Below are 23,477 nucleotides of genomic sequence, written 5' to 3'. Positions count from 1 at the left end.
TGTGCGTATATGAAATTCACATTTTTTGATGCGCCATAATGAACCAATTTTAATTAAATGGGTCGGTCACTTCAGGTTCATTTGTTTTATTTTGTGGCGCATTCTCTACGGTCGTTTGTGACTTTTGCACATCAACCACATTTCCATCCGCATCACGACGAGTAACCGTTGTCGATGTGGTCGATTGTTTATTTTGTGCGACTGCCGCACGTGCCGCTTGTTGACGCGCAGCAAGGGTAGCTTCATCAATCACGGGCACAGCGGCTGGTTTCAACTGCACAGCATAAAGCTTATTGCTAAGTCCAAGTTCGTCAGAACCAAGATCATTGACATAGTCTGCATAGCTTTCAATTTTTTCAACTTTGGGTTGCACCGACTTCGGCAACGTCAGTTTTAAATCCGCCAATGCTTTTTGCGCCTCATTGGCATTTTTATATACACCATAGATCAGCACATATTGCTCAATTTGGTTTTCACCTGTTAGTCTTAAGTAGCTAAAAGCTTGACGATCAGATTGCCTTTGCAAAAAGCGCTTAATAATCGCCTCTTCTGAGACTCTAAACAGTTCAACTGTACTGTTCTTTTTATTTTCCTGAATAAATTTGGTCCCACGGAATTCAGCTTCATGCTGCGCGATTGCTACAACACGTGTCGTCATATCCAAAGGTTTTACTTCATCGAGGAATGAACCTAAATGAGCGGTGGTTGCGACTTTTTCTGGCTGAATTTGTAACTCAACTTCGGATTCAGCTTTTTTTTCAACTTCAACCACAGTCTCTTGATCTGTAATGGCCCAAAAGACTAAAGCGCCAAACAAGCATGCCCCTCCGAATGCAAGCCAAATATAATTTTGCTTTGTCTGCCACTGGGTTCGAAGGGTTGTTACCATAATAAAGTTATGCCTATTCTTGGTTGGCTAAAATCGCCTGTTTCATCAATTCTACATCAAATGTTTTGGTAATGATGGCCTGTCCTACCGCTTGCATCAAAACCAAACGCAATTGCCCGTTCAAGACTTTTTTATCATGAGCCATATATGCCAAAAAGTCATCGAGAGGAATCTGCGGACATACTATCGGTAAATTCGCGCGTTGAATGATATTTTTTGTACGTACCAAATCTTCTGCACTAATCCATCCCATACGCTGCGATAGATCTGCTGCCATCACCATACCTGTTGCCACAGCTTCACCATGGAGCCATTCACCATAGCCTAGATAAGATTCAATCGCATGTCCAAAAGTATGTCCAAGATTCAATAATGCACGCTCGCCTTGTTCTTTTTCATCATTGGCAACAATACGCGCTTTATGGGCACAAGAACGATACACAGCTTCAGCCAGTGCAGCTTCATCACCCTGCACCAAATCATCCATATGTTGTTCCAACCAAGTGAGAAAGTCAGCATCGCCCAAGAGTGCGTACTTAATCACTTCTGCCAAACCTGCGGATAACTCACGTGGTGGCAGCGTTTTGAGTTGAGACATATCCGCCAAGACCACTTGCGGTTGTTGAAATGCCCCGATCATATTTTTACCCAGCGGATGATTAATCCCTGTTTTACCACCGACACTCGAATCAACCTGTGAAAGAAGTGTCGTTGGCACCTGAATGAAATAGACTCCGCGCTGGAAGCATGCCGAAGCAAAGCCCGCCATGTCCCCAATCACACCACCGCCTAAAGCTAAAACTGTGCAATCACGGTTGAAGCCTGACGCTAACAATGCATCAAAAATCAAGTTGAGGTGCTCAATATTCTTATATTTTTCACCATCGGGCAAAATACACGTTGCAACTGTTTTTCCCAACGCTTCAATTGCTTCCACGTAACGCGCTAAATACAAAGGCGCGACCGTTTCATTACTCACAATCATCACTTGGCGTCCGTGAATATACGGCTCAAGTAAAACTTTCGGATCTAAATCACTGCCAATAAAGATCGGGTAACGGCGTTCGCCAAGTTCAACATATAAGGTTTGCATGGATCAAATCACTTCAAAACTGAATCAAAACTACTTTACAAGAATCAAGTTTAAGATACGCTGCGCCAGGTCTCGTGCAGCCCCTTGATTGGTCTCGATAATATAATGGGCAACTTCACGATATAAAGGATCTCGAACGCTGAGTAAGTCAGTTAACTTTTGTTCAGGATTCTCCACTTGAAGCAGTGGGCGATTTTTATCACGATAGGTTCGCTGTAGTTGAATCTCTACAGGAGTATAAAGATAAACAACGATACCACGTTGTTTGAGAAATGCGCGATTTGGAGCCTGAGTCACCGCCCCACCACCTGTGGCCAAGACCAAGTTGGGTCGAGAGGTTAACTCATCGATTACAACCGTTTCACGACTACGAAACCCAAGCTCACCCTCTTTTTCAAAGATCCATGGAATCGTTGCCCCTGTTTTACGTTCAATCTCATGATCACTATCGAGAAATTCACGTCCTAACAGTTCAGCTAAATGTCGTCCTACCGTTGTTTTTCCAGCCCCCATAGGCCCTACCAAATAAATATTTGGTAGGGTTTCAAACTCTTTGCTTGGCAAGGAGTCACCTTTTAGATTTGTTCAAATTGAAAATATATTAATGATTTCTTGAAACACTGTCATTAACAATTCGTGGTGTCACAAAAATCAATAACTCAGTTTGCATGGTGGTTTTGACATTATTCTTAAATAAATTCCCCACCACTGGTAAATCAGCTAGGAATGGCACTTTTTCATAGTCATTACGTTTCACATCATCAAAAATACCACCCAGCACGACGGTCTCACCATCATCTACTAAGACATTGGTTTGTAATTCACTGGTGTCAATCGCAATACCATCACTAGTAATCGCACCAATGGAGTCTTTCTCAACCAAGAGTGCCATCTGAACTTTACCATCAGGCGTGATACTTGGAGTCACCTCTAACTTTAAGTTAGCCGCACGGAACTCGGTTTTTAAGCCTTCTGTCGCGCTATATGTTTGATAAGGAATCTCTGTTCCTCGTAAAATATAGGCTTTTTGTTTATCACCAGTAAGCACTTTAGGCGCCGACAAGACTTCACCATGACCATCCGCCTGTAGCGCAGTTAACTCAAGGTTTAACATATAATCCGAGATTTTCAATAAACCAAAGTTAAATGTACCAGCCGTGTTTGTTGCTAAATCCACCCCCAAATCAAAACTCGGTTGGAAATCCCCGCCCCATACTGGACTATTGCCAAGTTTTTGTGCACTCCACTTAATCCCCAACTCACGAGAAAAGTCCGTAGAAGCAGTCACAATACGCGCTTCAACCATCACCTGTTTCACAGCCACATCAAGCAAGTCAATCATTTTTCTAATTTTATCAATATTTTGTGAAGTATCATTCACAATTAGCGTATTAGTACGTGAGTCAGAAACAACACTCCCCCGCGAACTCAATAAACTTTCCAAAGCCAAGGAGTCTGAACCCGCGGTACGATTCGACACACTCCCCTTAGCATCGCGGGAGTCCTCTAACAACTTCAGTACATCAGCAGCTTTTGCATAACTCAATTGAATATAATCGGTTTGGATTGGTGCAAGCTTTATACTTTGTGCAATGGCCTTCGCTTCATCTTCCTCAGATTTGATCAGCTCAGCTACAGGTGCAATCCAAATCACATTACCATTGCGTCGCTTATCCAAATTCTTGGTTTTCATAATGATATCAAGTGCTTGATCCCATGGGACATCTTTAAGACGTAAGGTAATATTGCCTTGTACCGTGTCCGAAGCCACCATATTGATGCCCGTAAAATCAGCTAAGAGCTGTAATACACGCCGTACTTCAATATCTTGGAAATCTAAAGAAATCTTTTTGCCTGTATAAGCACTTGGTGCTTTAGGCTTCATTGGGTTTTTATCTTCAGGACGCTTTAAACTAATCGTGAGCTTATCTTCTGCCTGATAAGCCATATATTCAAAACTGCCATTCGACTGGATCGTAATCAGGCCGTTACTACCATCATTTTGTGCATCAATGGTCGAGACTGGTGTTGCGAAATCATTCACATTGAGACGGCGTGATAAGTGTGCAGGAATTTTATTCCCCAAAACGCGCACCACAATTTTACTGCCTTGCTGTTTCACATCGACAGGCGTATTACTGCCTTTTAAATCAATCACAATTTGGCCTTCACCGCCTGAACCGCGTTGGAATCCAATATTTGAAATGCCTTGCTCTGAACGCGCCGCAGCAACAGGTGTTGCTACCGCCGGGTTCGCTGAGTTAATTTTCAGAATAAAGGTATTACCTTCAACACGTGTAGTAAATGCACCGGCATCCGTCAAATTTACAGTTAAACGTGAACGCTGCGCATCTGAAGTTACATCTACTGTACTTGCTTCAGCCGTTGCCACTGCAATACTGCCTTGTTTTAAGCTCTGCTGTGCTTTATCAAAATCCAAAACCAAACGTGATGGCTGTTCCAACTGATAGGCTTGCGGCTGTGGTGGCAAACCGTTGAACATGACACGAATTTCTGTTCCCTGTCCCGGAATTTGCATTGGCACAATATTCGTAATACTGACTTGCGCACTTGCAGCCTGCATCACCGCCATTGCAATTGCACCCATTGAAAACTGACGGAACATATGGTTCATCGTATTGCCATCCCCAAATATAAAATCTTTAGCACTATTTTTCATTTTTATTCCTTTTCCTTTTTTAAGGCGCCGGCCCAATTAATACTAGGCTTCTCGGGCGCTCGACATAGCCCTCACGCCCATCCGGAATAATTTCAATCAAATCAATTTGTGTGGCGGTGATATTAATCACACGACCATGATTCATCCCCAAATAACTACCACGCTGCACGCGTTCAATTTCACCATCAGGTGTTTGAATCAACGCCAAAATTTGTCCATTTTGTCCGCGCATGCTGCCTTTCATGTTCAGCGATTCAATCGCATAACTTTCCAAGGGTTGTAATTGGCGAGATAGGTTTGGATAGACACGTTTTCCAGCCATAATTTTCAGTTCAGCCGCTAATGAGCTTGGCATAAACGGACTTTTTAATTGATGCGCTGCATAATTAAAAGTCGGTACAGGTGGGAAATCTGGCGCAGGTTCAATCGGCAATGGTGGCTGATTGCGAATTTCAGCCATTTGCATATTGACCGCATCAATACGTGAATCACAACCCACAAGGAATAGTCCAACGCAGAGACTAAGCATGAGATTTTGATATTTCATTACTTGGCACCTCCTGCATCTGCCTTAGCTGTATCTTCCACACCTGTAGCAGCTGTCGCCCCGACATAACGGTAGGTTTTCGCTTTTACACTGTATGAAATTTGCGGAATATCCGTCTTTTTCTCATTATTACTTGATGCTGAGATATCGAAGTCATGCAAAGTCACAATACGCGGTAAAGCTGCAATTCCACTGACAAATGAACCAAAAGAATGATAATCACCCGTCGCTTCAATGGAAATCGGCTGTTCGATAAAGAACTCTTGGCGAATTTCTGGCTCTAAACGAATATTTTTAAACTTTAATCCAGAATTTACGCCGCTCACGTTGATATCTTCAACCAAACCAGGAATTTCAGTTTCTTTCGGCAACTGTTCTAACTGCTGATTGAAATTAGCTTCCATTTCTTGCAATTGCGCTTGATATTGCTGCAAGTTACGTAATTTTGAATCTTTTTCACGAAACTCATTCAGTAAATTTTGTTCTTGTGCATGTGCATTTGAAATCGCATCAAGCTTCGGCTTAATCACGACAAAATAACCCAGTGCCCCAATCAATAAAATGATAAAGATCCAACAAGTCAATTTGACTGAAAAAGGCCAACTACCGTAATTGTTTGGATCTAAGGTATTAAACTGTTGAAAAAACTTATCAACCGTCATTTTTTTCTTGGTTACAGCATGGTTTTCTGATGTTAATTCTTCAAATTCATCGCGACTCATTGTGCTGCCCCCGCTGTTGAATTATTAACTGTGCTTGCTGCTTCAGGTGTAGTCGCATCAGGCGCTACTGGCTGTGCAATCTCATCTAAATCTGCCGTAACCACAAAGGTGCCATAGGTTTCTTCAACACGTGGCACGATGGAACTTGGCGCTTTATCTTTTTTCTCTTCAGCAACCAAGAATGAATTCATAAAGGCATTGCGATACCACGCAGATGCTTCGAGATTTCGTAAGAATTCCGCAACTGTATTCGGGCTTTCCGCTTTCCCTTCAATGGTAAATTTATCACCTGTACGCACAAACTTAGTAATGTACATATTAGTTGGTGTAACACGCACCATTTCATCGACCAAACGCACAGCCACAGGACGTTGACCTTGCAAACCTTGGATCAACTTCATCCGTTCAACAATCGCATTGCGCTGCTCTTGCAGACCTTCCAATGACTTTAATTGGACATCTAAGTTTTGATTGGTACTCACCACCAACTGATTGGCTTGTTCTTGATCTTCCAGTTTTTGACTGTAAAAGAACCAAGCCAAAGCAACAGCTAAAACCCCAACTAATGCAGCCCCAATACAATAGGCAATAAATTCTTTTTTTCGTTTCTCTCTTAACGCATCACGCCAAGGGAGTAGGTTTATTTTTGCCATTAATCAAAACTCCTCAATGCCAATCCACATGCCACCATGAGTGATGAAGCATCATTTTCAATTTTTTTAATGTCGATTTGTGGAGAAAAGCCCATTTGTAAAAATGGGTTGGCAATGGTGACCCGATAACCTAATTTTTGTTGTAATAACTTCGCCAGTCCTGGAATATTGGCATTCCCCCCTGCCAATAAAATATGGTCGATCTCATTAAATTGAGAGGACGAAAAGAAGAACTGCAAAGAGCGTGCTGCTTGTTGCACCACTGCTTCAAGAAAAGGCTCAAGCACTTCAATATCATAGTCGTCAGGCAGGGTACGGCTTTTTTTAGCACGTCCTGCTTCTTCAAAAGACAAGCCATAACGGTTTTGAATTTCTTGGGTCAGCTGTTTACCACCGAATACCTGTTCACGCGTATAAATGACTTTATTGTTTTGCATGACGGACAAGGTGGTCATGGTATGACCAATGTCCAGAATCCCAACGGTGTTTACGCCCATTGGGAGTGTATCTGAAAAGACTTTGAATGCATTTTCAATGGCGAAACTTTCAACATCGGCAATTTTCGGCGTTAAACCGCCCAACTCCAATGCTTCAGCACGCGCCTCTACATTTTCAATGCGAGTTGCAACGAGGAGTACATTGACACGATTTGGATTGGCTAAACGGTCTGGAAGGACTTCAAAGTCCAAACTCGCTTCATCTAATGGGAATGGAATATATTGCTCAGCATCATCACGAATCTGAATTTCACGTTCGTCATCGTTCATATCGGCATCCATTTCAATGATTTTAGTAATCACCATGGACGTCGGAACTGCCAGTGCTACGTCTGTCGATTGAACATTGGCCAAATTTACCGCACGCTCAAGGGCATCACCAACTGCTTCTGGATTCAATATATTTTTTTCGACCACACTTCCTTCTGGTAATGGGACTAGTGCATAGCTCTCCACCCAATACCGATTGTTTTTAACAGAAAGTTCCAATACCTTAACAGAAGTCGAACTAATATCTACTCCTATTAACCCCTTACTTGGCTTACGATATAACCTGAGCACAGTATCATTCCTATTATTTTTTTATCCCCAAAAAAAGTAACCCACTAATTAGTCTGCGTCTATAATTTTATACGGATACAATAACTCATCTAACATTCCGTATGTGTACAGGATATACTGACCGCTAATTAGTTTGCCATTAGCTCTTATTAAAACTTACTTGTTATGAAAAAGCTATCTTGTTCGGGCCGTGTTCATCCATTTTTTTTGATCATTATTATAATGTTGGTCTCAATTCCAATGGGTTTTTATGGCATGTATCTCTATATTGCCCCATCTTTGCCGCAAATGACAACTCTAAAAAAGGCGCCATTACTAAAACCTTTACAAGTTTATAGTGCGGATAACCAACTCATTTCGGAATACGGTGGCAAGCTATCTGTACCCGTAGATTACGATCAGATCCCACAAAGTTTTATTCATGCCTTTTTAGCGGCGGAAGATTCTTCTTTTTTTGAGCATAGTGGTATCAGTTTTAAAGGTTTAGGACGTGCAGTCAGTGAAAGTATTACTGGGTCAAACGTCCAAACGGGTGGCTCGACCATCACCATGCAAGTGGCAAAAAACTATTATCTCAGTCCCGAGCGTACGTTAAAACGTAAGTTAACTGAGGTTTTTCTGGCACGAAAAATTGAACAGAATTTAACGAAAGAGGAAATCTTAACCCTCTATGTCAACAAGATTTTCTTGGGTAAAAATGCCTACGGTATCGCAGCGGCAGCTAAAATCTACTACAACAAAAGCTTAGATGAACTCAGCATTGCGCAAATGGCAATGATTGCAGGCCTGCCTAAAGCGCCGTCTAAATACAATCCAGTGGTCAACCCCGAACGTGCTTTAGAACGTCGTAACTGGATTTTGGGTCGCATGCTCCAGCTAGGCTATATCAATCAAAGCCAATATGAAAAAGGCATTGCGGAACCAATTAATCTTGATATGCCTGACCGCGGGGTAAGCAACCGATTTCCCTACATCGGTGAAATGGTCCGTAGTGAACTGATTGAAAAGTTCGGCGAGCATGCCATTGACTCCGGTTATAAGGTCTATACCACCATCAACAGTGAACGCCAAGCCTATGCCGAACAAGCGGTACAAGATGGTTTAGAAGCCTATGACCGTCGTCATGGTTGGCGTGGTGCGGAAGCCCATGACAAACCCTTAAGTAGCTTTAGTGCATTTGCCAACACCTTCCCTGCTGAAGTTACCCGTGTGAATCAAAATAGTTTTGATGCCTTAATGCAAGATGGCTCAACAGTAACCGTGCCATGGTCTGGCATGTCTTGGACACGTCCTTATCGCAATGCGAATGCGGTAGGCGGTGCACCATCAAGAGCATCTCAAATTGTTAAAGTGAAAGACATTGTACGTCTGCGCCCCAATGACAACAAAACCTCATGGGCTTTGGTGCAACTGCCTAAAGTTCAGGGCCAGCTGATTGCACTTAACCCAAACAATGGCGCTGTAGAAGCATTGGTTGGTGGTTATAACTTTTATCAATCTAAATTTAATAGAACCACACAAGGCTGGCGCCAACCAGGTTCGATTATTAAACCTTTTGTCTATGCACTCGCTTTAGAGCGCGGTATGACACCGTATAGCATGGTCAATGACAGCCCGATCACCATTGGAAAATGGTCACCGCGTAATGCCGATGGTCGCTATTTAGGCATGATTCCCCTGCGTCGAGCACTCTATTTATCGCGTAACACCGTGTCAGTTCGACTCCTGCAAACCGTGGGCATTGAACGTACACGTCAATTGTTCATGGACTTCGGCTTAACCGATGAACAGATTCCGCGTAACTACACCATTGCCCTCGGAACACCTCAGGTTTTACCGATTCAAATGGCCACAGGTTACTCAGCCTTTGCCAATGGCGGTTATCGCATTCAACCACACTTCATCAATCGGATTGAAGATGCCTATGGCAAGGTAATTTATCAAAACAACCCTGAATATGCATGTATCAGTTGTATCTCTCAACAAGAACCAAATCCTCAATCTGCTGACACCATCACACCTGATGATGAAGTAATTGAACTCACCAACCAAGAGCTGAGCCCTGCTGAAAAATCGGTAAATCCTGTTGAAATCAACAGTGACTATCGTCAAGCGCAACGTATTTTAAAATCCAGTTCAGCTTATGATATGGCGAATATTTTAAAAGACGTGATTCAACATGGTACAGGCCGTGCAGCACTGCGGATTGGACGAGATGACTTGGGCGGTAAAACAGGAACCACCAATGATGCAAAAGATGCTTGGTTTGCTGGCTTTAATGGCAAATTGGTGACCGTAGCGTGGGTCGGTTTCGACCAACCAACGACTTTAGGACGCCGCGAATACGGCGGTGTGGCTGCGCTCCCAATATGGACAGACTTCATGGCCAAGGCCTTACAAGGCACGCCTTCGGCTTGGGTTCAACTCGATGCCAAAGCCAAAGCCCCGATTCAACGCCATCAGAAAGAAGCACCTCAGAGCAACTTAGGCCCAACCCCACCTTTGGCGCAACCGTTGTATCGCCCTGCACCGGTGGTGGTTCCACGTGCTCCTGAGCGTGACTTTGATGATTTGCCAGGTGAAGAGGAAACGTTGGTTCCAAAGAACAGCACCCCACCCACCATGCAAGCACCCAAAGAACAACCAAAACCTAAATCGGATGCGCTCGATCATTTAATTGATCAAGTCCAATAATAAAAGCCCGCATCTGCGGGCTTTTTTATACTCATGCTTTTTTCTGAAACAGTAAAATTTGATACTGTGCATGTAAGTCAAAAGCTGCTTGTGACTCTAAGGCTTCACGGCGCTCTTGTTTTGCTTTATAGGCATAAGGGGTCATGGCAATCAGGTTTTTTAAGTCCTGCTGATTAAGCTTAAGTTCAGCATCAACAACATCATCACTGACCAAATCAAACGCATCACTCAACTGTTCTACAAATTTGCTCGGTTCATGCTGCTTCACCTCTTCGAACAAAGCTTCACGCATTGCATATAAATGCTGAGGCGCAGGCGTCACCACCAATAAATATCCTTGCGGCTTGAGCACCCTTAAAATCTCTTGTTTTGGAATCGGGCTAAACAAACTACTACATAGATCAATCGATTGATCCAACACGGGTAAAGTTGCTCCTGTACCTACCACCCACGTGATATTTTTATTGATTTTCGCAGCCACTTGAACCGCATTTTTTGCAATATCTACACCGACACATTGCAGCACTTCAGCCTGCATCGCATCGGTGTAATAGCCTTCACCACAGCCGATATCAAGTAAATTCTCAATACGTAAATCACGCACCTTATTTACCACTGCTTGCTGTAAAGGCGCGTAATGACCTGCACTTAAGAAGGCACGGCGGGCTTGTACCGACTCAGGCGTATCCCCCGGATTTTTGCTGTGCTTATGTTGAACGACATGCAGATTGACATAGCCTTGTTTCGCCACATCATAACTATGTGAATTCGCACAGCGCCATGTTCTTTCGTTTAAAGTTAAAGCCTCACGACACACAGGACACATGAGCAGATTCATTATTTTCTCCAAGACATTACCTCATGCATAAAAAAAAGCCGGCAAATGCCGACTCTTTTCATACTTTTGCTTAGCGCAATTTTAAGGTCATTAGCCCTAAAACTACCAGCATAATTGTGATAATCCAAAAACGAATCACCACTTGGGTTTCACGCCAGCCTTTTTTCTCATAATGATGATGTAATGGCGCCATCAAGAACACGCGTTTATTGCGCATTCTGAGGGAGCCAATTTGCAAGAAGACTGAAATCGCTTCGACCAAAAACACACCAGCCATAATGGCAAAGACAATTTCCTGACGAACCATGACCGCAATTGTACCGAGCATTGCGCCCAATGATAATGCACCCACATCGCCCATGAAGACCTGTGCAGGGTGTGCATTAAACCAAAGGAAGGCCAAACCTGCGCCAATCATAGCTGCACAAATCACCACCAATTCAGAGGCAAAGCGCACATAAGGAATATGTAAATAATTGGCAAAACGGACATCACCAGCCAGATATGCAAATACGCCTAAACCCGCTGCAACCAGTACCACAGGCATAATCGCTAAACCATCCAAACCATCAGTAAGGTTCACGGCATTTGATGCACCATTAATCACCAAATAGGTGAAAATGATAAAACCAATACCCAACGGGATCACCGACAAAGGAATACTTAAATCTTTAAAAAATGGAATCAGCAGATCCAGCATATTTGCGGTATGTACAGGATTAGTCTGTTGCTGTGCAATTACATATAGCGCAATACCTGCGCCCAATGATGCAAGCGAGGTCCAAAAGAACTTTTTACGAGCAGGCAAGCCAGCATTGTCTTTATAGCGAATCTTGATCCAGTCATCGGCCCAACCCACTGCACCAAAAATCACCATCACTGCCAAGACAATCCATACATAAGGGTTGGATAAGTCTGCCCACAACAGTGTGGAGATACCAATTGAGAGTAAGATCAGCACCCCACCCATGGTTGGCGTACCCATTTTTTTGGCATGATTTTCAGGAGCATATGAACTCACGGCTTGACCATATTTGAGTGCTTGCAACTTGCGAATCATCACAGGACCGAGCACTAGACCAATGGTCAGTGCGGTTAAAACACTGAGCAAAGAACGCAATGTTAAATAACGAACCACCTGAAACGAACTATGGTAGCCCGCCAGTTGTTCAAATAACCATAACAACATTTAGAGTTTCTCCATCAAATCAGCCATCAACGTTTCCATATGGGTATAACGAGAACCTTTAAACAGGAAACTCATAGACTGGGGTTGATGTGTTTCAATTAAACTGAGTAAGAACGGCAAAGCCTGCTCTTGAGTTAAAAAAGCCTGCATTTTTTTGCCATATTGGGTGCTGCGAGCACCTTCTTGTGCCGCAGGTGCAAATTCACCGACTGCCACCACGAAGTTCAGCCCTTTCACCGAGACCAAATCACGCCCCAGCATATAGTGCTGCTGTGCAGCAGAGCTGCCTAGCTCACCAATATCGCCCATCACCATCACTCGAACCCCCTCTTGCTGTGCAAGCACTTCAGCAGCTGCACGCATCGAAGTTGGGTTGGCATTATAGGTATCATCAATTAACAAATGTCGACCTTGTTGAATAAAGTTCAAACGCCCTTTTGCACCGACCGCTTGCTCAAGGCCAATTACAATCTCATCCAAACGGATGCCAATCGCTAAAGCAAAAGCTGCCGCAGCGGTTGCATTTTGAACATTATGCTCACCAGCAAATGGTAAATTCACCTGATGCACGCCTTGCGGGGTATTCAACTTAAACGTTGCAGATTGTGCCTGTAACTCAATCTCAGTGGCAAAGATTTCACCACCCGCACCAAAACTGAGCACCTGTTCAGTTTGTACTGCTTGGCGAATGCTATCGGCAAAATCATCGGCTGTAGGAACAATTGATGTGCCATTTGGAGCAATATGCGCATAAATCTCAGACTTGGCACGGCAGATGCCATCGCGTCCACCAAACTCACCCAAGTGTGCTGTACCAATATTGATAATGCCTGCAACCAAGGGCTGGACCAAATTCGAGGTATAATCAATTTCACCCTGATGGCTTGCACCCAACTCCATCACTGCATATTGATGCTCAGGACGTATTTCCAATAACATGACCGGCACACCCAAGTCGTTATTCAGATTGCCACGGGTCACCAACGTTGGTGCTATACGTGACAAAATACTGCCTAACATTTCTTTGGTGGTGGTTTTACCACTACTACCCGTCAGCGCAATCACTTTTAGCTGTGGGTTTTGTGCACGACGATAAGCCCCCAGTTGTCCTAATGCCAAACGTGTATCAGGCACCACCAACTGACAAATCTCCGCATCTACAGGCTGGCTCACAATGGCCACTTGGCAACCTTGTTCAGCAACTTGCGTAATAAAAGCATGCGCATCAAAACGTTCGCCTTTGAGTGCCAAGAAAGCATCTCCTGCTTCTGCATCACGCGAATCCGTCAAAATACGTTTAATTTCAGTATTTGGCGCTTGATCATTTAGCCAATAACCTTGGGTGGCTTCGAGTAACTGTGCGGCGCTCCATGACACTAAAGGCACTGTGCTGGTTGTTGAGGTATGCATATGACTTCCTTAGTGTGCAGGATAAGCAGAATCAGTAGTGTGGTGCTGTGCATCAATCGCGGATTGCACTTCGACGACATCGTCAAACCAATGCCGAACACCCTCTATTTCTTGATAGTTTTCATGACCTTTGCCTGCAATCACGACAATATCACCCGCTTGGGCCTGTTGAACGGCAAATTTAATCGCTTCACGACGATCATGGATTTCATGAACCACACGAGTTGAGAAATCAACGCCCGCTTTCATATCGGCAAAAATTTGATCAGGATTTTCAGTCCGTGGGTTATCTGAAGTCAACAACACTACATCCGCTCCATTTAAAGCAGCTTGGGTCATGAGTGGGCGTTTACCACGGTCGCGGTCTCCACCACAGCCAAATACTGCCCAGAGTTGCTGTTCTACATGGCGCTTCAACGTGCTTAAGACTTGAACCAGAGCATCAGGCGTATGCGCATAATCAACCACAAATAAACGCGCATCATCACGAATCACTTGCATACGGCCTGGTGCACCCTTCAGCTGTGCTGTCGTAGCAACCACATCGGCTAAACCAAAACCCGCTTGTTCAACCATAATTAAACTTGCAACCAAATTTTCAATATTAAAATGACCCAATAATGGGTTCTGTACCTGATATTCGGCCTGTGCCGTACACAGGCTAAAGTTCGCACCCGTCAGGCTATATTGAATATTCTTCACCTGATAGTCTGCAGGCTGCGTGGTTGAATAGGTTAAAATTTTCGGTTGGGCTGGATTATTTTGTGCCGCTTGAATCATGACTCCAGCATGCTCATCATCCAGATTGATGACTGCAACTTTCAATGATGGAAATTGAAACAAGCGAGATTTAGCTTCGGCATAGGCCTCAAGCGTGCCATGGTAGTCCAAATGGTCGCGACTTAAGTTGCTATATGCAGCAATTTCAATTTCACTGCCCGCTAAACGGCCTTGCTCCAAACCATGTGAAGAGGCTTCAATCGAAGCAAATTCAGCACCTTGCTTGGCATAGCTATGTAGTGCATTTTGTAAATGCAGCGCATCTAAAGTGGTATGCGACGATGCTTCTAAATTCGGTAAAATGCCATTACCTGTCGTGCCCATCACAGCACAAGACTGACCTTGCAACATCAACAGCTCAGCAACCAAACGAGAAATCGTGGTTTTACCATTGGTTCCTGTCACCGCTAAAATACGAGCAGGCTGGACTTGGCTAGTGGCCAACAAAAATTGCTTTTGCCAGTCTCCCATCAAGTGACGCACATTCGGCACCACAATACTGTTTTCAAGTGCAAGCTCAGTTTCACTCACCACCGCTAAAGCCCCTTTGTCCAAGGCGATTTGCGCAAACTGCTCTGTTTTCTCAGGTTGTGAAAGTGATGTCAGCGCAATAAAAATTTGCCCTGCCTGTACTTTACGACTATCAAGAACAAAACCTTGAAATGGCTGTGCCATCCATTCAGCGCTGAAGTTAGCGGTGTAGAGTTGTTGAAATGTAATGGACATTCATCACCTATCTCTTGATTACAGGAGCATCTAAAGGTTTATCTAAAGGCACGTTCATTAAACGTAAGGATTCTTGCATAACACGGGCAAATACAGGCGCAGACACCGTACCACCATAGTAGGTCCCTTGCGGGTTTTCGACCACGACCACCATCGCTAAACGCGGGTCGCTAACGGGTGCTACACCGGCAAAAAGTGCACGATATTCATTGGTTGAGTAACCTTTACGGTCAGCACGTAACTTATGTGCGGTTCCTGTTTTACCACCCACACGGTAACCCGGAATAGTCGCACGAGTCGCGGTACCACCTGGTAAGGTTGCAGTTTCCATCATCAACAAAACTTGATCCGCAATTTTTGGATCAATCATTTGCTCACCACGGGGCGGCGCATCTAACTTATACAAACTCAAAGGCATTTTCACACCTTTGTTAGCCAACATGGCATAAGCATCCACCATTTGCAGCACAGTCGCATTTAAGCCATAGCCATATGCCATGGTCGCGACTTCCGATACATTCCATTTACTTGGCGGAAGAATTAAACCACCACTTTCACCTGGGAATTTAACCGCAGAACGCTGACCAAAACCGAGACGTTTATAAAAAGTCGGTAAAGTTGCATAAGGGAGAGACAAAGCAATTTTAGCCACACCCACGTTAGACGATTTTTGAATAATTCCACCCAAAGTCAGTGGACCATAGTTATGTGTATCTCGAATGGTATGGTTACCGACTCGCATCGAACCCGGAGTGGTATTAACCACAGTATTCGGCATGTATTTTCCGCTTTCCAAAGCCATTGAAATGGTCAAAGGCTTCATGGTTGAACCCGGCTCGAAAGAGTCAACCGCACCACGGTTACGCATGGCGTCTTTATTGGACAAACTGTTTTTATCGTTCGGGTTATACGACGGCCACGACGCCATCGCTAAAATTTCACCTGTTTTCACATCGACCGCAATCGCTGTTGCAGAACGCGCGTTATTGGCTACACCCGCAGCAGTCAGTTCACGGTACATAATGTACTGAAGGCGCGAATCAATACTGAGCGTAATATTTTCGCCCGGCTCAACTTCTTTAACCACCTCAGCATCTTTAAAACGATTGCCCTTTTTATCTCGAACAATTTGCTGCTCACCATCAATACCCGACAGGCGTTGATTCAGCTGCATTTCTAAACCTTCAATGCCCGAACCTTCACTGTTGGTCAAACCAATAATTTGCGCATTCGGTTGTGGTTGCGGATAGTAACGCTTGTAGTTCTTTTCTGTATACACCCCTTGGAATTCACGTTTCGCAATCAATTCAGCTTGCTGAGGTGGCACTTCTTTTTTCAAGACCAAGTAACGCGAACGCGGACGTTCATTCAGTTTCCGCTTCAGTTCCGCACGATCCATGCCCACGGCATCAGCCAGTTCATCCAGATTTAAGTTTTTGTCTGGTAATTGACGCTTCAATTTACGATTGTGCGGGTCTTTGGCTAATTCAGCGGTAATTTCATCAAACAGTTTTTTATTATCAAAATAATCACGTGGATCAATCACCACTTTCATAATCGGCGTACTGATCGCCAAAGGCACACCATGACGGTCATAAATCACACCGCGCATGGCTTTAATTTTTTCAGTTCTTAAAATATTGGCATTGGCTTTGTTTTGCAAAAACTCAGTATTGATGACCTGTACGTAAAAAGCACGTCCAACCAAAGCAATAAAGCAAGCTAAAACCACTGCCCACATGAGATAAAAGCGCCACATTTCAACCTGTAGAGCCGATTTTTCAGTCACCGCTTGTTGTTTTTTACGAGTGGGTTTACGCTTTTCTACCATGTTACAGCGGCCTTATTTTTTATCTTCTGAAGTCGTGGGTAAAGAAATCACTACGGTTTGCGCCGCAGGTGGTGAATACATCCGCAATTGCGTCACTGCACGCGTTCCAATTTGTGCAGTTGCACCAAAAGTTTGCTGTTCAATCAACAAACGGCCCCACTCTGCATTTAAGTCATCACGCTCGCGCATAAAAGAGCTCATTTCGCGATAGTCATGACGGTATTCAAACACTTGGAACACCACCATCATGGCACTGATAAACACCAGCACCAATAAAATGACATAGGCAATCAGCTTCTTAAACTTTAACTTTGTTGGAATTTTTTCAACGACTTCAGTTTTCATTATTCGCCTTTAAGTGCTAAGCGCTCTGCAACTCTAAGCCATGCACTACGTGAACGTGGATTGGCTTTAACCTCGGCATCACTTGCTTTCACACGTGATACTTTCTTCAAACGACGTGTATCTGGTCGTTGTTGTGGCATACCCCAACCCATATCTTCCTCAAGTGTCGACTCTTTTTGAATAAATTGTTTAATTAATCGATCTTCTAAGGAATGGAAGCTAATCACAGCCAAGCGACCATTCGGTTTTAATACGTCTACCGCTTGCGGTAGGAAAACTTCAATATCTTCTAATTCTTTATTAATGGCAATACGAATTGCTTGGAAAGTTCGTGTTGCAGCATGTTTATTTTTTTCCCATTTCGGGTGTGCCACTTTCACAATCTCAGCCAACTGCGCTGTGGTTTCAATCAACCCAGCCGCTTTAATCGCTTTGGCAATACGACGGCTATAACGCTCTTCACCGTATTGGAAAATAATATTGGCTAAAGCTTCTTCCTCAATATTAACCAGCCACTGCGCTGCAGTTGGACCTTTTGAATTGTCCATACGCATATCCAGTGGTCCATCTTTCATAAAACTAAAGCCACGCTCCGCCTGATCAAGCTGCGGTGAAGACACGCCCAAATCGGCCATAACCCCATCGACCAAGCCAATGCCGCGTACTTCTAACTCATACTTAAGGTCAGCAAAGCTGGCATGGATAATTTTAAAACGTGGATCTTCCTGTTCTAAAATCGCGGCTGTTTCCAGTGCTTGCGGGTCTTTATCAAAACCATAGACACGTGCATTTTCATCCAGCTTAGACAACAGCAAACGCGTATGTCCGCCACGACCAAACGTCCCGTCAATGAAAATCCCTGTATTGCGATCTGCTACCAAAGCATCAACAGTTTCGTGAAGTAATACAGAAATATGCGACATAAAGACTCAATATGATCGGAAGGAAAAATGTAACTGCACATTATTACCTTGTTTTAACAAAGCTCCAAACGACTTTTTGTAGGGAAATATTACTTTTCATAGACAAAACCGTTTTTAAACGGCATTCATTATCAAAAAAGCCTCCTAAGGGAGGCTTTTTAAGTAGTAGCTAAAAATAATTAACTGGATTATTTACGGCTATTATAGATTTGGTCGAAGGTCGCCCCATTCACAAAGTGGGTCTTTTGAGCCTTGGCCCAACCTCCAAACACTTCATCAATGGTGAAGGTTTTTAACGGTGGAAATTGCGCTTTATATTTTTCTAAAACTGCAGCATTACGCGGACGATAGAAGTGTTTCGCCGCCATTTCCTGACCCAGTGGTGAATATAAATAGTTGATATACCCCTGTGCTAACCACTTGTTGCCATTTTTCGCCACGGTCTTATCCACGATTGCCACCGAAGGCTCGGTTAAAATTGAGATCGATGGATAAACAATATCGAACTGATTTTTACCTAAAGTTTTTTGTGTCACTAAGGCTTCATTTTCCCAAGTCAATAACACATCACCAATGCGACGTTCTGCAAAGGTGGTCATAGACGCCCGTGCCGCAGAGTCCATGACTTTCACGTTATGGTACATTTTACCCACGAACTCTTTGGCTTTGGCCTCATTGCCACCGGGTTGTTTCAGTGCATAACCCCAAGCAGACAGATACACCCAACGTGGTAGACCGCCTGTTTTAGGATTAGGCGTAATAATTTGTACACCCGGTTTGGTTAAATCAGACCAGTCCTTAATTTTTTTCGGGTTGCCTTTGCGTACCATGAACACAATGGTCGACGTATAAGGTGCAGAGTTATTTGGGAACTCTTTTTGCCAACCCGGCTGGATTTGACCCGATTTGACAATTTCTTCAATGTCATTGGCTAGGGCCAAGGTCACCACATCCCCTTTTAGACCATCAACGACCGAACGGGCTTGTTTACCTGAACCCCCGTGTGACTGTTTAAAATCGACCGTTTGTCCTGTACGACTTTGCCAATAAGCACCAAAGGATTTATTGAACTCATCGTAAAATTCACGTGTTGCATCATAGGAGACATTGAGCATAGTACGGTCAGCCGCTTGAGCTGATGTCATACTGAATGTCAGACCTGTTGCCACTACGGCAGCAGCCCAGAGAGATTTCAAATGCGTTTTCATGGCGTATTAAATTAAATATCAAGAATTATGCTAAATATATGAAACAAAATCATAAATCGCAATTCACTTTTGTTTTTTAAATACTCGTTATTTTAGAATCACTAAGACTTAATGAATTGTTTTTATTTAAAATAATAGCAAACACTTTACTTATTCTTATTATATACATTTTTATGCTTAAAATATAATAAAAGTGGATATGCGTATATCCACTTTGATGTCCGAACGTGATCTCATCAAACCACAGCACGTTTATTTTTCAGTATAAATCTGATCAAAGATCGCACCATTTACAAAGTGAGTTTTCTGCGCTTTGGCCCACCCTCCAAAGACATCATTAATATTAAAGGTTTTTTGCTTTGGAAACTGAGCAAGGTATTTGGTCGCCACTTGTTTATTTCGTGGACGGAAGAAATGCTTCGCCGCCAACTCCTGACCTTTTGGCGAATACAGATAGTTTAAATAGCCCTTGGCCAAATTTCGATTGCCATTTTTATCCACGGTTTTGTCTACAATCGCAACCGATGGCTCCGCTAAAATCGAAATAGACGGATAAACAATATCGTATTTGTCTTTACCTAGGCCTTGGGTTGCCAGTAAGGCTTCATTTTCCCAGGACAACAACACATCACCGATGCCTCGTTCAGCAAACGTGGTCAATGAACCTCGCGCGCCTGAATCAAGGACTTTGACATTTTGATAAAGTTTTTTCACCAATTCTTTGGCTTTTGCATCATTACCTCCCGGTTGTTTTAATGCATACCCCCAAGCCGATAAATAGATCCAACGCGGCGCGCCCCCTGTTTTTGGATTTGGGGTAATAATCTCAACCCCCGGTTTGGTTAAATCATTCCAGTCTTTAATTTGTTTGGGATTACCCTTACGCACTAAAAAAACAATGGTTGAAGTATAAGGTGCAGAATTATTTGGAAATTCTTTTTGCCAATTTTTATCAATTTGTCCAGTATTCACAATTTCATCAATATCATTGGCCAAGGCCAAGGTCACCACATCTGCTTGTAGACCCGTTGCAACGGCACGTGCTTGCTTGCCCGATCCACCATGAGACTGTTTAAAATTGACCTCCTGCCCAGTTTTGCTTTTCCAATACTGTCCAAAGGCTTGGTTATATTCTTGATAAAACTCACGGGTCGGGTCATAAGACACATTTAAAAAATCTTTTGCCGCATAAGCACTGGCTGCAAAGCCCCCAAGTAATACTAAAATCGATGTCGCTAATATTTTTTTCATTGCTTTATACTCGAACTGAATCTGCTCACTATATAAACAACAAAAAATCAATACAATCATCTAGTTATAATTAATTATAGTTTTTATATCGGATAAAAAGATATCTCTAAAAGGACTATTTTGTGCACTTTTAAGGATAAGCCCATATCCATCCTCCACAGATCAAGCTCAAAATCTCCATGCTGTCTCCACAGTTATTTGGTACAAAAAGCCAAATGATTTATATTTGATGTTTAAATGTCAATTTAGCCCAAATTTGTTTATAATTTTGTAAATTGTGTGACACAGTTCTACTTTTTTATTTGTGAAATCGGTTAAATTGAAACTAGATTACCAATGACTTTAATAAAAATCTGTTCCAATACCATGTTGAGAGGGGAAAAGGACATGAAAGCAACATTTTTACACACCGTTACGTTGAGTATCGGCTTGGCTTGTTTTAGCCAACTGGGACATAGTGCAGCCATTCAAAGCAATGACAAAGCCACGATGCCCACTGAGAAAACATCGTTGATTGAAAAAGCGCTCAGCCAACAAAAAGGCAGTGACCGAACCACGATGACGGACAATGATTTAAAAATCATGACCTCAATCAAAGTTGCACCGACACAAAATTTCTTTGCCACACAAAACCAGCGCTTTAGCCGTTTTGTGCAATCATTGTTCCTCTAAACTAAAAATAAGCCACAGTGTCGTAACCACTCTCAAGTTATGACATTTGCGTACAAAAGCCCGATCACTGAATGTTGAATTAAGCATTAAGTGGTCGGGCTTTTTCGTTATAATAGACCTCAATTTACATTCTGAATCATAATTGGCTATGACTGTTCGTACTCGTATTGCACCCTCTCCAACTGGCTTCCCGCATGTGGGCACAGCGTATATTGCGTTATTTAACTTATGCTATGCCAAGCAACATGGTGGTGAATTTATTCTGCGGATTGAAGATACCGACCAACTTCGTTCGACTCCTGAATCTGAAAAAATGATTTTAGATTCATTGCGTTGGTTAGGATTGAATTGGTCTGAAGGTCCAGACATTGGCGGGCCACATGCGCCATATCGCCAGTCTGAACGCATGCATATTTATAAGCAATATGCACTGGATTTGGTTGAAAAAGGTCATGCATTCTACTGCTTTGCAACAAGCGAAGAGTTGGATCAAATGCGTGCAGAACAACAAGCCCGTGGTGAAACACCAAAGTACGATGGTCGTGGTTTAAAATTATCTGCTGAAGAAGTCCAAAGCCGCCTTGCTGCAGGTGAACCACACGTGATTCGTATGAAAGTGCCCGAAGAAGGCATGTGTACAGTCAATGACTTACTGCGCGGGGAAGTGGAAATTCCTTGGGTACAAGTGGACATGCAAGTCTTGCTTAAAACCGATGGTTTACCGACCTATCACCTTGCCAATGTAGTCGATGACCATTTGATGCAAATTACCCACGTTTTCCGTGGCGAAGAGTGGCTGCCTTCTGCACCTAAACATCAGTTGCTGTATCAATACTTTGGTTGGGAAATGCCTGTACTGGGTCATATGCCATTACTACGTAACCCAGACAAATCAAAACTGTCGAAACGTAAGAACCCAACTTCTATTAACTACTACAAAAATATTGGTGTCTTGCCTGAAGCCTTGTTGAACTACTTAGGCCGCATGGGCTGGTCGATGCCAGATGAACGCGAAAAATTCACATTGGCGGAGATGATTGAACACTTTGACATTCAACGGGTATCCCTCGGTGGTCCAATTTTTGATGTGGAAAAACTGAATTGGCTCAATGGTCAATGGATCAAAGGCTTAAGCCCTGCTGAACTGTTAGATACCTTATTGGCATGGAAAGCAGATCGTAAGATGCTCGAAGACATCGCCGCAGCGATTCAACCTCGTATCAACTTACTTTCGGAAGCGGTGAACTGGTCTGCACATTACTTTAACCAGTTCCCAAGCTTGACCAAAGAACAGTTTGAAAGCAAGAAACTGAGCGAAGAACAAGTTCGTCAAAGTCTGCAATTTGCGATTTGGCGTTTGGAAAGCATGTTCACATGGAACAATGACACCGTAAGTCAAACCTTGATGGACTTAGCCAGCCAAATGGAAATTAAGCTCCGTGACTTTATGCCAGCGTTCTTTATTGCGATTGCCGGTTCGACCGCTTCGACCCCAGTGATGCAAACCATGGTCACCATTGGCCCTGACTTAACCTTCGCGCGCTTACGCCATGCCCTTGAAATTGTGGGTGGTCCAAGCAAAAAAGAAGCAAAAGTTTGGGAAAAACTCAATGAAAGTCTAAAATTGCCGAAAAATGACGCAGTTGATGAAGCTTAATTGATTTTTTAGTTGACGCATGGGCGTTATATCCCTAATATAGCGCTCACACAGAGAGACGGTGTTAACCACTCAACGTGATGCCTCAATAAGTCCCTATCGTCTAGAGGCCTAGGACATCGCCCTTTCACGGCGGTAACCGGGGTTCGAATCCCCGTAGGGACGCCATATTTAAGATGGCAACATCTGGTAAAAAACCCAAGCATTATGACTTGGGTTTTTTATTGCCTCAAATTTTTCAGCACTTCATTACCACGCTTTTGGCTTTCTGCTCCAATCCGATTAGAATACAGCATAGATTCGAATTTTGG

The 23,477-nt window shown here is 43.3% G+C and carries 20 protein-coding genes and 1 tRNA gene; 4 read left to right on the top strand and 17 right to left on the bottom strand.

The window, feature by feature from the left end; translation table 11 throughout:
* Positions 1 to 49: 49 nt before the first annotated feature.
* From AC0KVP_RS01365 to AC0KVP_RS01330, 8 genes are all read right to left on the bottom strand, one after another.
* Positions 50 to 889, bottom strand: coding sequence for a hypothetical protein (locus AC0KVP_RS01365; RefSeq protein WP_473338389.1), 840 nt, complete (start codon positions 887 to 889; stop codon positions 50 to 52).
* 13 nt (positions 890 to 902) lie between these two features.
* On the bottom strand, positions 903 to 1,982 hold the full coding sequence (gene aroB, locus AC0KVP_RS01360) for a 3-dehydroquinate synthase (RefSeq protein WP_473338388.1): 1,080 nt from the start codon (positions 1,980 to 1,982) through the stop codon (positions 903 to 905).
* 30 nt (positions 1,983 to 2,012) lie between these two features.
* The gene (locus AC0KVP_RS01355) at positions 2,013 to 2,495 is read right to left on the bottom strand and encodes a shikimate kinase (protein WP_207778853.1); all 483 of its coding nucleotides are present in this window, start codon (positions 2,493 to 2,495) and stop codon (positions 2,013 to 2,015) included.
* Between the two features lie 88 nt (positions 2,496 to 2,583).
* Positions 2,584 to 4,617 (bottom strand): type IV pilus secretin PilQ, encoded by a 2,034-nt coding sequence (locus tag AC0KVP_RS01350; protein WP_473340374.1) that lies wholly within the window; start codon positions 4,615 to 4,617, stop codon positions 2,584 to 2,586.
* Positions 4,618 to 4,681: 64 nt separating this feature from the next.
* Positions 4,682 to 5,209: a pilus assembly protein PilP gene (locus AC0KVP_RS01345; RefSeq protein WP_094148569.1), complete on the bottom strand. Its 528-nt coding sequence runs from the start codon at positions 5,207 to 5,209 to the stop codon at positions 4,682 to 4,684.
* Positions 5,209 to 5,931 carry a type IV pilus inner membrane component PilO gene (locus AC0KVP_RS01340; protein ID WP_473338386.1) on the bottom strand — a complete coding sequence of 241 codons (723 nt, stop codon included), beginning with the start codon at positions 5,929 to 5,931 and terminating at the stop codon, positions 5,209 to 5,211. The genes AC0KVP_RS01345 and AC0KVP_RS01340 overlap by 1 nt, the downstream gene beginning before the upstream one ends.
* On the bottom strand, positions 5,928 to 6,584 hold the full coding sequence (locus AC0KVP_RS01335; RefSeq protein ID WP_336956218.1) for a PilN domain-containing protein: 657 nt from the start codon (positions 6,582 to 6,584) through the stop codon (positions 5,928 to 5,930). The genes AC0KVP_RS01340 and AC0KVP_RS01335 overlap by 4 nt, the downstream gene beginning before the upstream one ends.
* Complete coding sequence (locus AC0KVP_RS01330) at positions 6,584 to 7,642, bottom strand: pilus assembly protein PilM (protein WP_004978085.1); 1,059 nt, start codon at positions 7,640 to 7,642, stop codon at positions 6,584 to 6,586. The genes AC0KVP_RS01335 and AC0KVP_RS01330 overlap by 1 nt, the downstream gene beginning before the upstream one ends.
* Positions 7,643 to 7,807: 165 nt before the next feature.
* Between AC0KVP_RS01330 and ponA the strand changes: the two genes are divergently transcribed.
* Entirely contained in the window at positions 7,808 to 10,336 is a 2,529-nt protein-coding gene (gene ponA, locus AC0KVP_RS01325; RefSeq protein WP_473338384.1) for a penicillin-binding protein PBP1a, read from the top strand.
* Between the two features lie 31 nt (positions 10,337 to 10,367).
* Here ponA and AC0KVP_RS01320 read toward each other — a convergent pair whose 3' ends face one another.
* The 9 genes from AC0KVP_RS01320 to AC0KVP_RS01280 all read right to left on the bottom strand — a co-directional run bounded on the left by AC0KVP_RS01320 (position 10,368) and on the right by AC0KVP_RS01280 (position 20,837).
* The gene (locus AC0KVP_RS01320) at positions 10,368 to 11,174 is read right to left on the bottom strand and encodes a putative RNA methyltransferase (RefSeq protein WP_473338382.1); all 807 of its coding nucleotides are present in this window, start codon (positions 11,172 to 11,174) and stop codon (positions 10,368 to 10,370) included.
* A gap of 70 nt (positions 11,175 to 11,244) precedes the next feature.
* Entirely contained in the window at positions 11,245 to 12,363 is a 1,119-nt protein-coding gene (gene mraY / locus AC0KVP_RS01315) for a phospho-N-acetylmuramoyl-pentapeptide-transferase (RefSeq protein ID WP_058951625.1), read from the bottom strand.
* A complete protein-coding gene (locus AC0KVP_RS01310) occupies positions 12,364 to 13,773 on the bottom strand; it encodes a UDP-N-acetylmuramoyl-tripeptide--D-alanyl-D-alanine ligase (RefSeq protein WP_473338380.1) in 1,410 nt (469 codons plus the stop codon).
* Between the two features lie 9 nt (positions 13,774 to 13,782).
* Positions 13,783 to 15,279 carry a UDP-N-acetylmuramoyl-L-alanyl-D-glutamate--2,6-diaminopimelate ligase gene (locus AC0KVP_RS01305; RefSeq protein ID WP_473338378.1) on the bottom strand — a complete coding sequence of 499 codons (1,497 nt, stop codon included), beginning with the start codon at positions 15,277 to 15,279 and terminating at the stop codon, positions 13,783 to 13,785.
* 7 nt (positions 15,280 to 15,286) lie between these two features.
* On the bottom strand, positions 15,287 to 17,110 hold the full coding sequence (gene ftsI / locus AC0KVP_RS01300; protein ID WP_010327652.1) for a penicillin-binding protein PBP3: 1,824 nt from the start codon (positions 17,108 to 17,110) through the stop codon (positions 15,287 to 15,289).
* Positions 17,111 to 17,122: 12 nt separating this feature from the next.
* The gene (gene ftsL, locus AC0KVP_RS01295; RefSeq protein ID WP_004691506.1) at positions 17,123 to 17,455 is read right to left on the bottom strand and encodes a cell division protein FtsL; all 333 of its coding nucleotides are present in this window, start codon (positions 17,453 to 17,455) and stop codon (positions 17,123 to 17,125) included.
* Positions 17,455 to 18,378 carry a 16S rRNA (cytosine(1402)-N(4))-methyltransferase RsmH gene (rsmH, locus tag AC0KVP_RS01290; protein WP_473338375.1) on the bottom strand — a complete coding sequence of 308 codons (924 nt, stop codon included), beginning with the start codon at positions 18,376 to 18,378 and terminating at the stop codon, positions 17,455 to 17,457. The genes ftsL and rsmH overlap by 1 nt, the downstream gene beginning before the upstream one ends.
* Before the next feature lie 188 nt (positions 18,379 to 18,566).
* Positions 18,567 to 19,586, bottom strand: a complete 1,020-nt coding sequence (locus AC0KVP_RS01285) for a sulfate ABC transporter substrate-binding protein (RefSeq protein WP_111116212.1) — start codon at positions 19,584 to 19,586, stop codon at positions 18,567 to 18,569.
* 252 nt (positions 19,587 to 19,838) lie between these two features.
* Positions 19,839 to 20,837, bottom strand: a complete 999-nt coding sequence (locus AC0KVP_RS01280; RefSeq protein ID WP_151835952.1) for a sulfate ABC transporter substrate-binding protein — start codon at positions 20,835 to 20,837, stop codon at positions 19,839 to 19,841.
* Between the two features lie 387 nt (positions 20,838 to 21,224).
* Here AC0KVP_RS01280 and AC0KVP_RS01275 point away from each other — a divergent pair, with 387 nt between their 5' ends.
* From AC0KVP_RS01275 to AC0KVP_RS01265, 3 genes are all read left to right on the top strand, one after another.
* Positions 21,225 to 21,509 carry a hypothetical protein gene (locus tag AC0KVP_RS01275; protein ID WP_004978106.1) on the top strand — a complete coding sequence of 95 codons (285 nt, stop codon included), beginning with the start codon at positions 21,225 to 21,227 and terminating at the stop codon, positions 21,507 to 21,509.
* A gap of 148 nt (positions 21,510 to 21,657) precedes the next feature.
* On the top strand, positions 21,658 to 23,166 hold the full coding sequence (gene gltX, locus AC0KVP_RS01270; protein ID WP_473338374.1) for a glutamate--tRNA ligase: 1,509 nt from the start codon (positions 21,658 to 21,660) through the stop codon (positions 23,164 to 23,166).
* Between the two features lie 92 nt (positions 23,167 to 23,258).
* A tRNA-Glu gene (locus AC0KVP_RS01265) sits at positions 23,259 to 23,334 on the top strand.
* The last annotated feature ends 143 nt before the right edge of the window (positions 23,335 to 23,477 follow it).

It is taken from the genome of Acinetobacter sp. DL27, from assembly GCF_055810995.1.
The sequence above is the reverse complement of the archived record's forward strand: the minus strand, read 5'-3'. Positions and strand labels throughout refer to the sequence as shown.

Excerpts from the sequence above, each read along its gene's own strand:
- ftsL (WP_004691506.1), bottom strand. The coding sequence starts at position 17,455 with ATGAAAACTGAAGTCGTTGAAAAAATTCCAACAAAGTTAAAGTTTAAG.
- AC0KVP_RS01355 (WP_207778853.1), bottom strand. The coding sequence starts at position 2,495 with ATGGGGGCTGGAAAAACAACGGTAGGACGACATTTAGCTGAACTGTTA.
- AC0KVP_RS01285 (WP_111116212.1), bottom strand. The coding sequence starts at position 19,586 with ATGAAAACGCATTTGAAATCTCTCTGGGCTGCTGCCGTAGTGGCAACA.
- AC0KVP_RS01280 (WP_151835952.1), bottom strand. The coding sequence starts at position 20,837 with ATGAAAAAAATATTAGCGACATCGATTTTAGTATTACTTGGGGGCTTT.
- mraY (WP_058951625.1), bottom strand. The coding sequence starts at position 12,363 with ATGTTGTTATGGTTATTTGAACAACTGGCGGGCTACCATAGTTCGTTT.
- gltX (WP_473338374.1), top strand. The coding sequence starts at position 21,658 with ATGACTGTTCGTACTCGTATTGCACCCTCTCCAACTGGCTTCCCGCAT.
- AC0KVP_RS01275 (WP_004978106.1), top strand. The coding sequence starts at position 21,225 with ATGAAAGCAACATTTTTACACACCGTTACGTTGAGTATCGGCTTGGCT.
- AC0KVP_RS01350 (WP_473340374.1), bottom strand. The coding sequence starts at position 4,617 with ATGAACCATATGTTCCGTCAGTTTTCAATGGGTGCAATTGCAATGGCG.
- AC0KVP_RS01305 (WP_473338378.1), bottom strand. The coding sequence starts at position 15,279 with ATGTCCATTACATTTCAACAACTCTACACCGCTAACTTCAGCGCTGAA.
- ftsI (WP_010327652.1), bottom strand. The coding sequence starts at position 17,110 with ATGGTAGAAAAGCGTAAACCCACTCGTAAAAAACAACAAGCGGTGACT.
- AC0KVP_RS01345 (WP_094148569.1), bottom strand. The coding sequence starts at position 5,209 with ATGAAATATCAAAATCTCATGCTTAGTCTCTGCGTTGGACTATTCCTT.
- rsmH (WP_473338375.1), bottom strand. The coding sequence starts at position 18,378 with ATGTCGCATATTTCTGTATTACTTCACGAAACTGTTGATGCTTTGGTA.
- ponA (WP_473338384.1), top strand. The coding sequence starts at position 7,808 with ATGAAAAAGCTATCTTGTTCGGGCCGTGTTCATCCATTTTTTTTGATC.
- AC0KVP_RS01335 (WP_336956218.1), bottom strand. The coding sequence starts at position 6,584 with ATGGCAAAAATAAACCTACTCCCTTGGCGTGATGCGTTAAGAGAGAAA.
- AC0KVP_RS01320 (WP_473338382.1), bottom strand. The coding sequence starts at position 11,174 with ATGAATCTGCTCATGTGTCCTGTGTGTCGTGAGGCTTTAACTTTAAAC.
- aroB (WP_473338388.1), bottom strand. The coding sequence starts at position 1,982 with ATGCAAACCTTATATGTTGAACTTGGCGAACGCCGTTACCCGATCTTT.
- AC0KVP_RS01340 (WP_473338386.1), bottom strand. The coding sequence starts at position 5,931 with ATGAGTCGCGATGAATTTGAAGAATTAACATCAGAAAACCATGCTGTA.
- AC0KVP_RS01365 (WP_473338389.1), bottom strand. The coding sequence starts at position 889 with ATGGTAACAACCCTTCGAACCCAGTGGCAGACAAAGCAAAATTATATT.
- AC0KVP_RS01310 (WP_473338380.1), bottom strand. The coding sequence starts at position 13,773 with ATGCATACCTCAACAACCAGCACAGTGCCTTTAGTGTCATGGAGCGCC.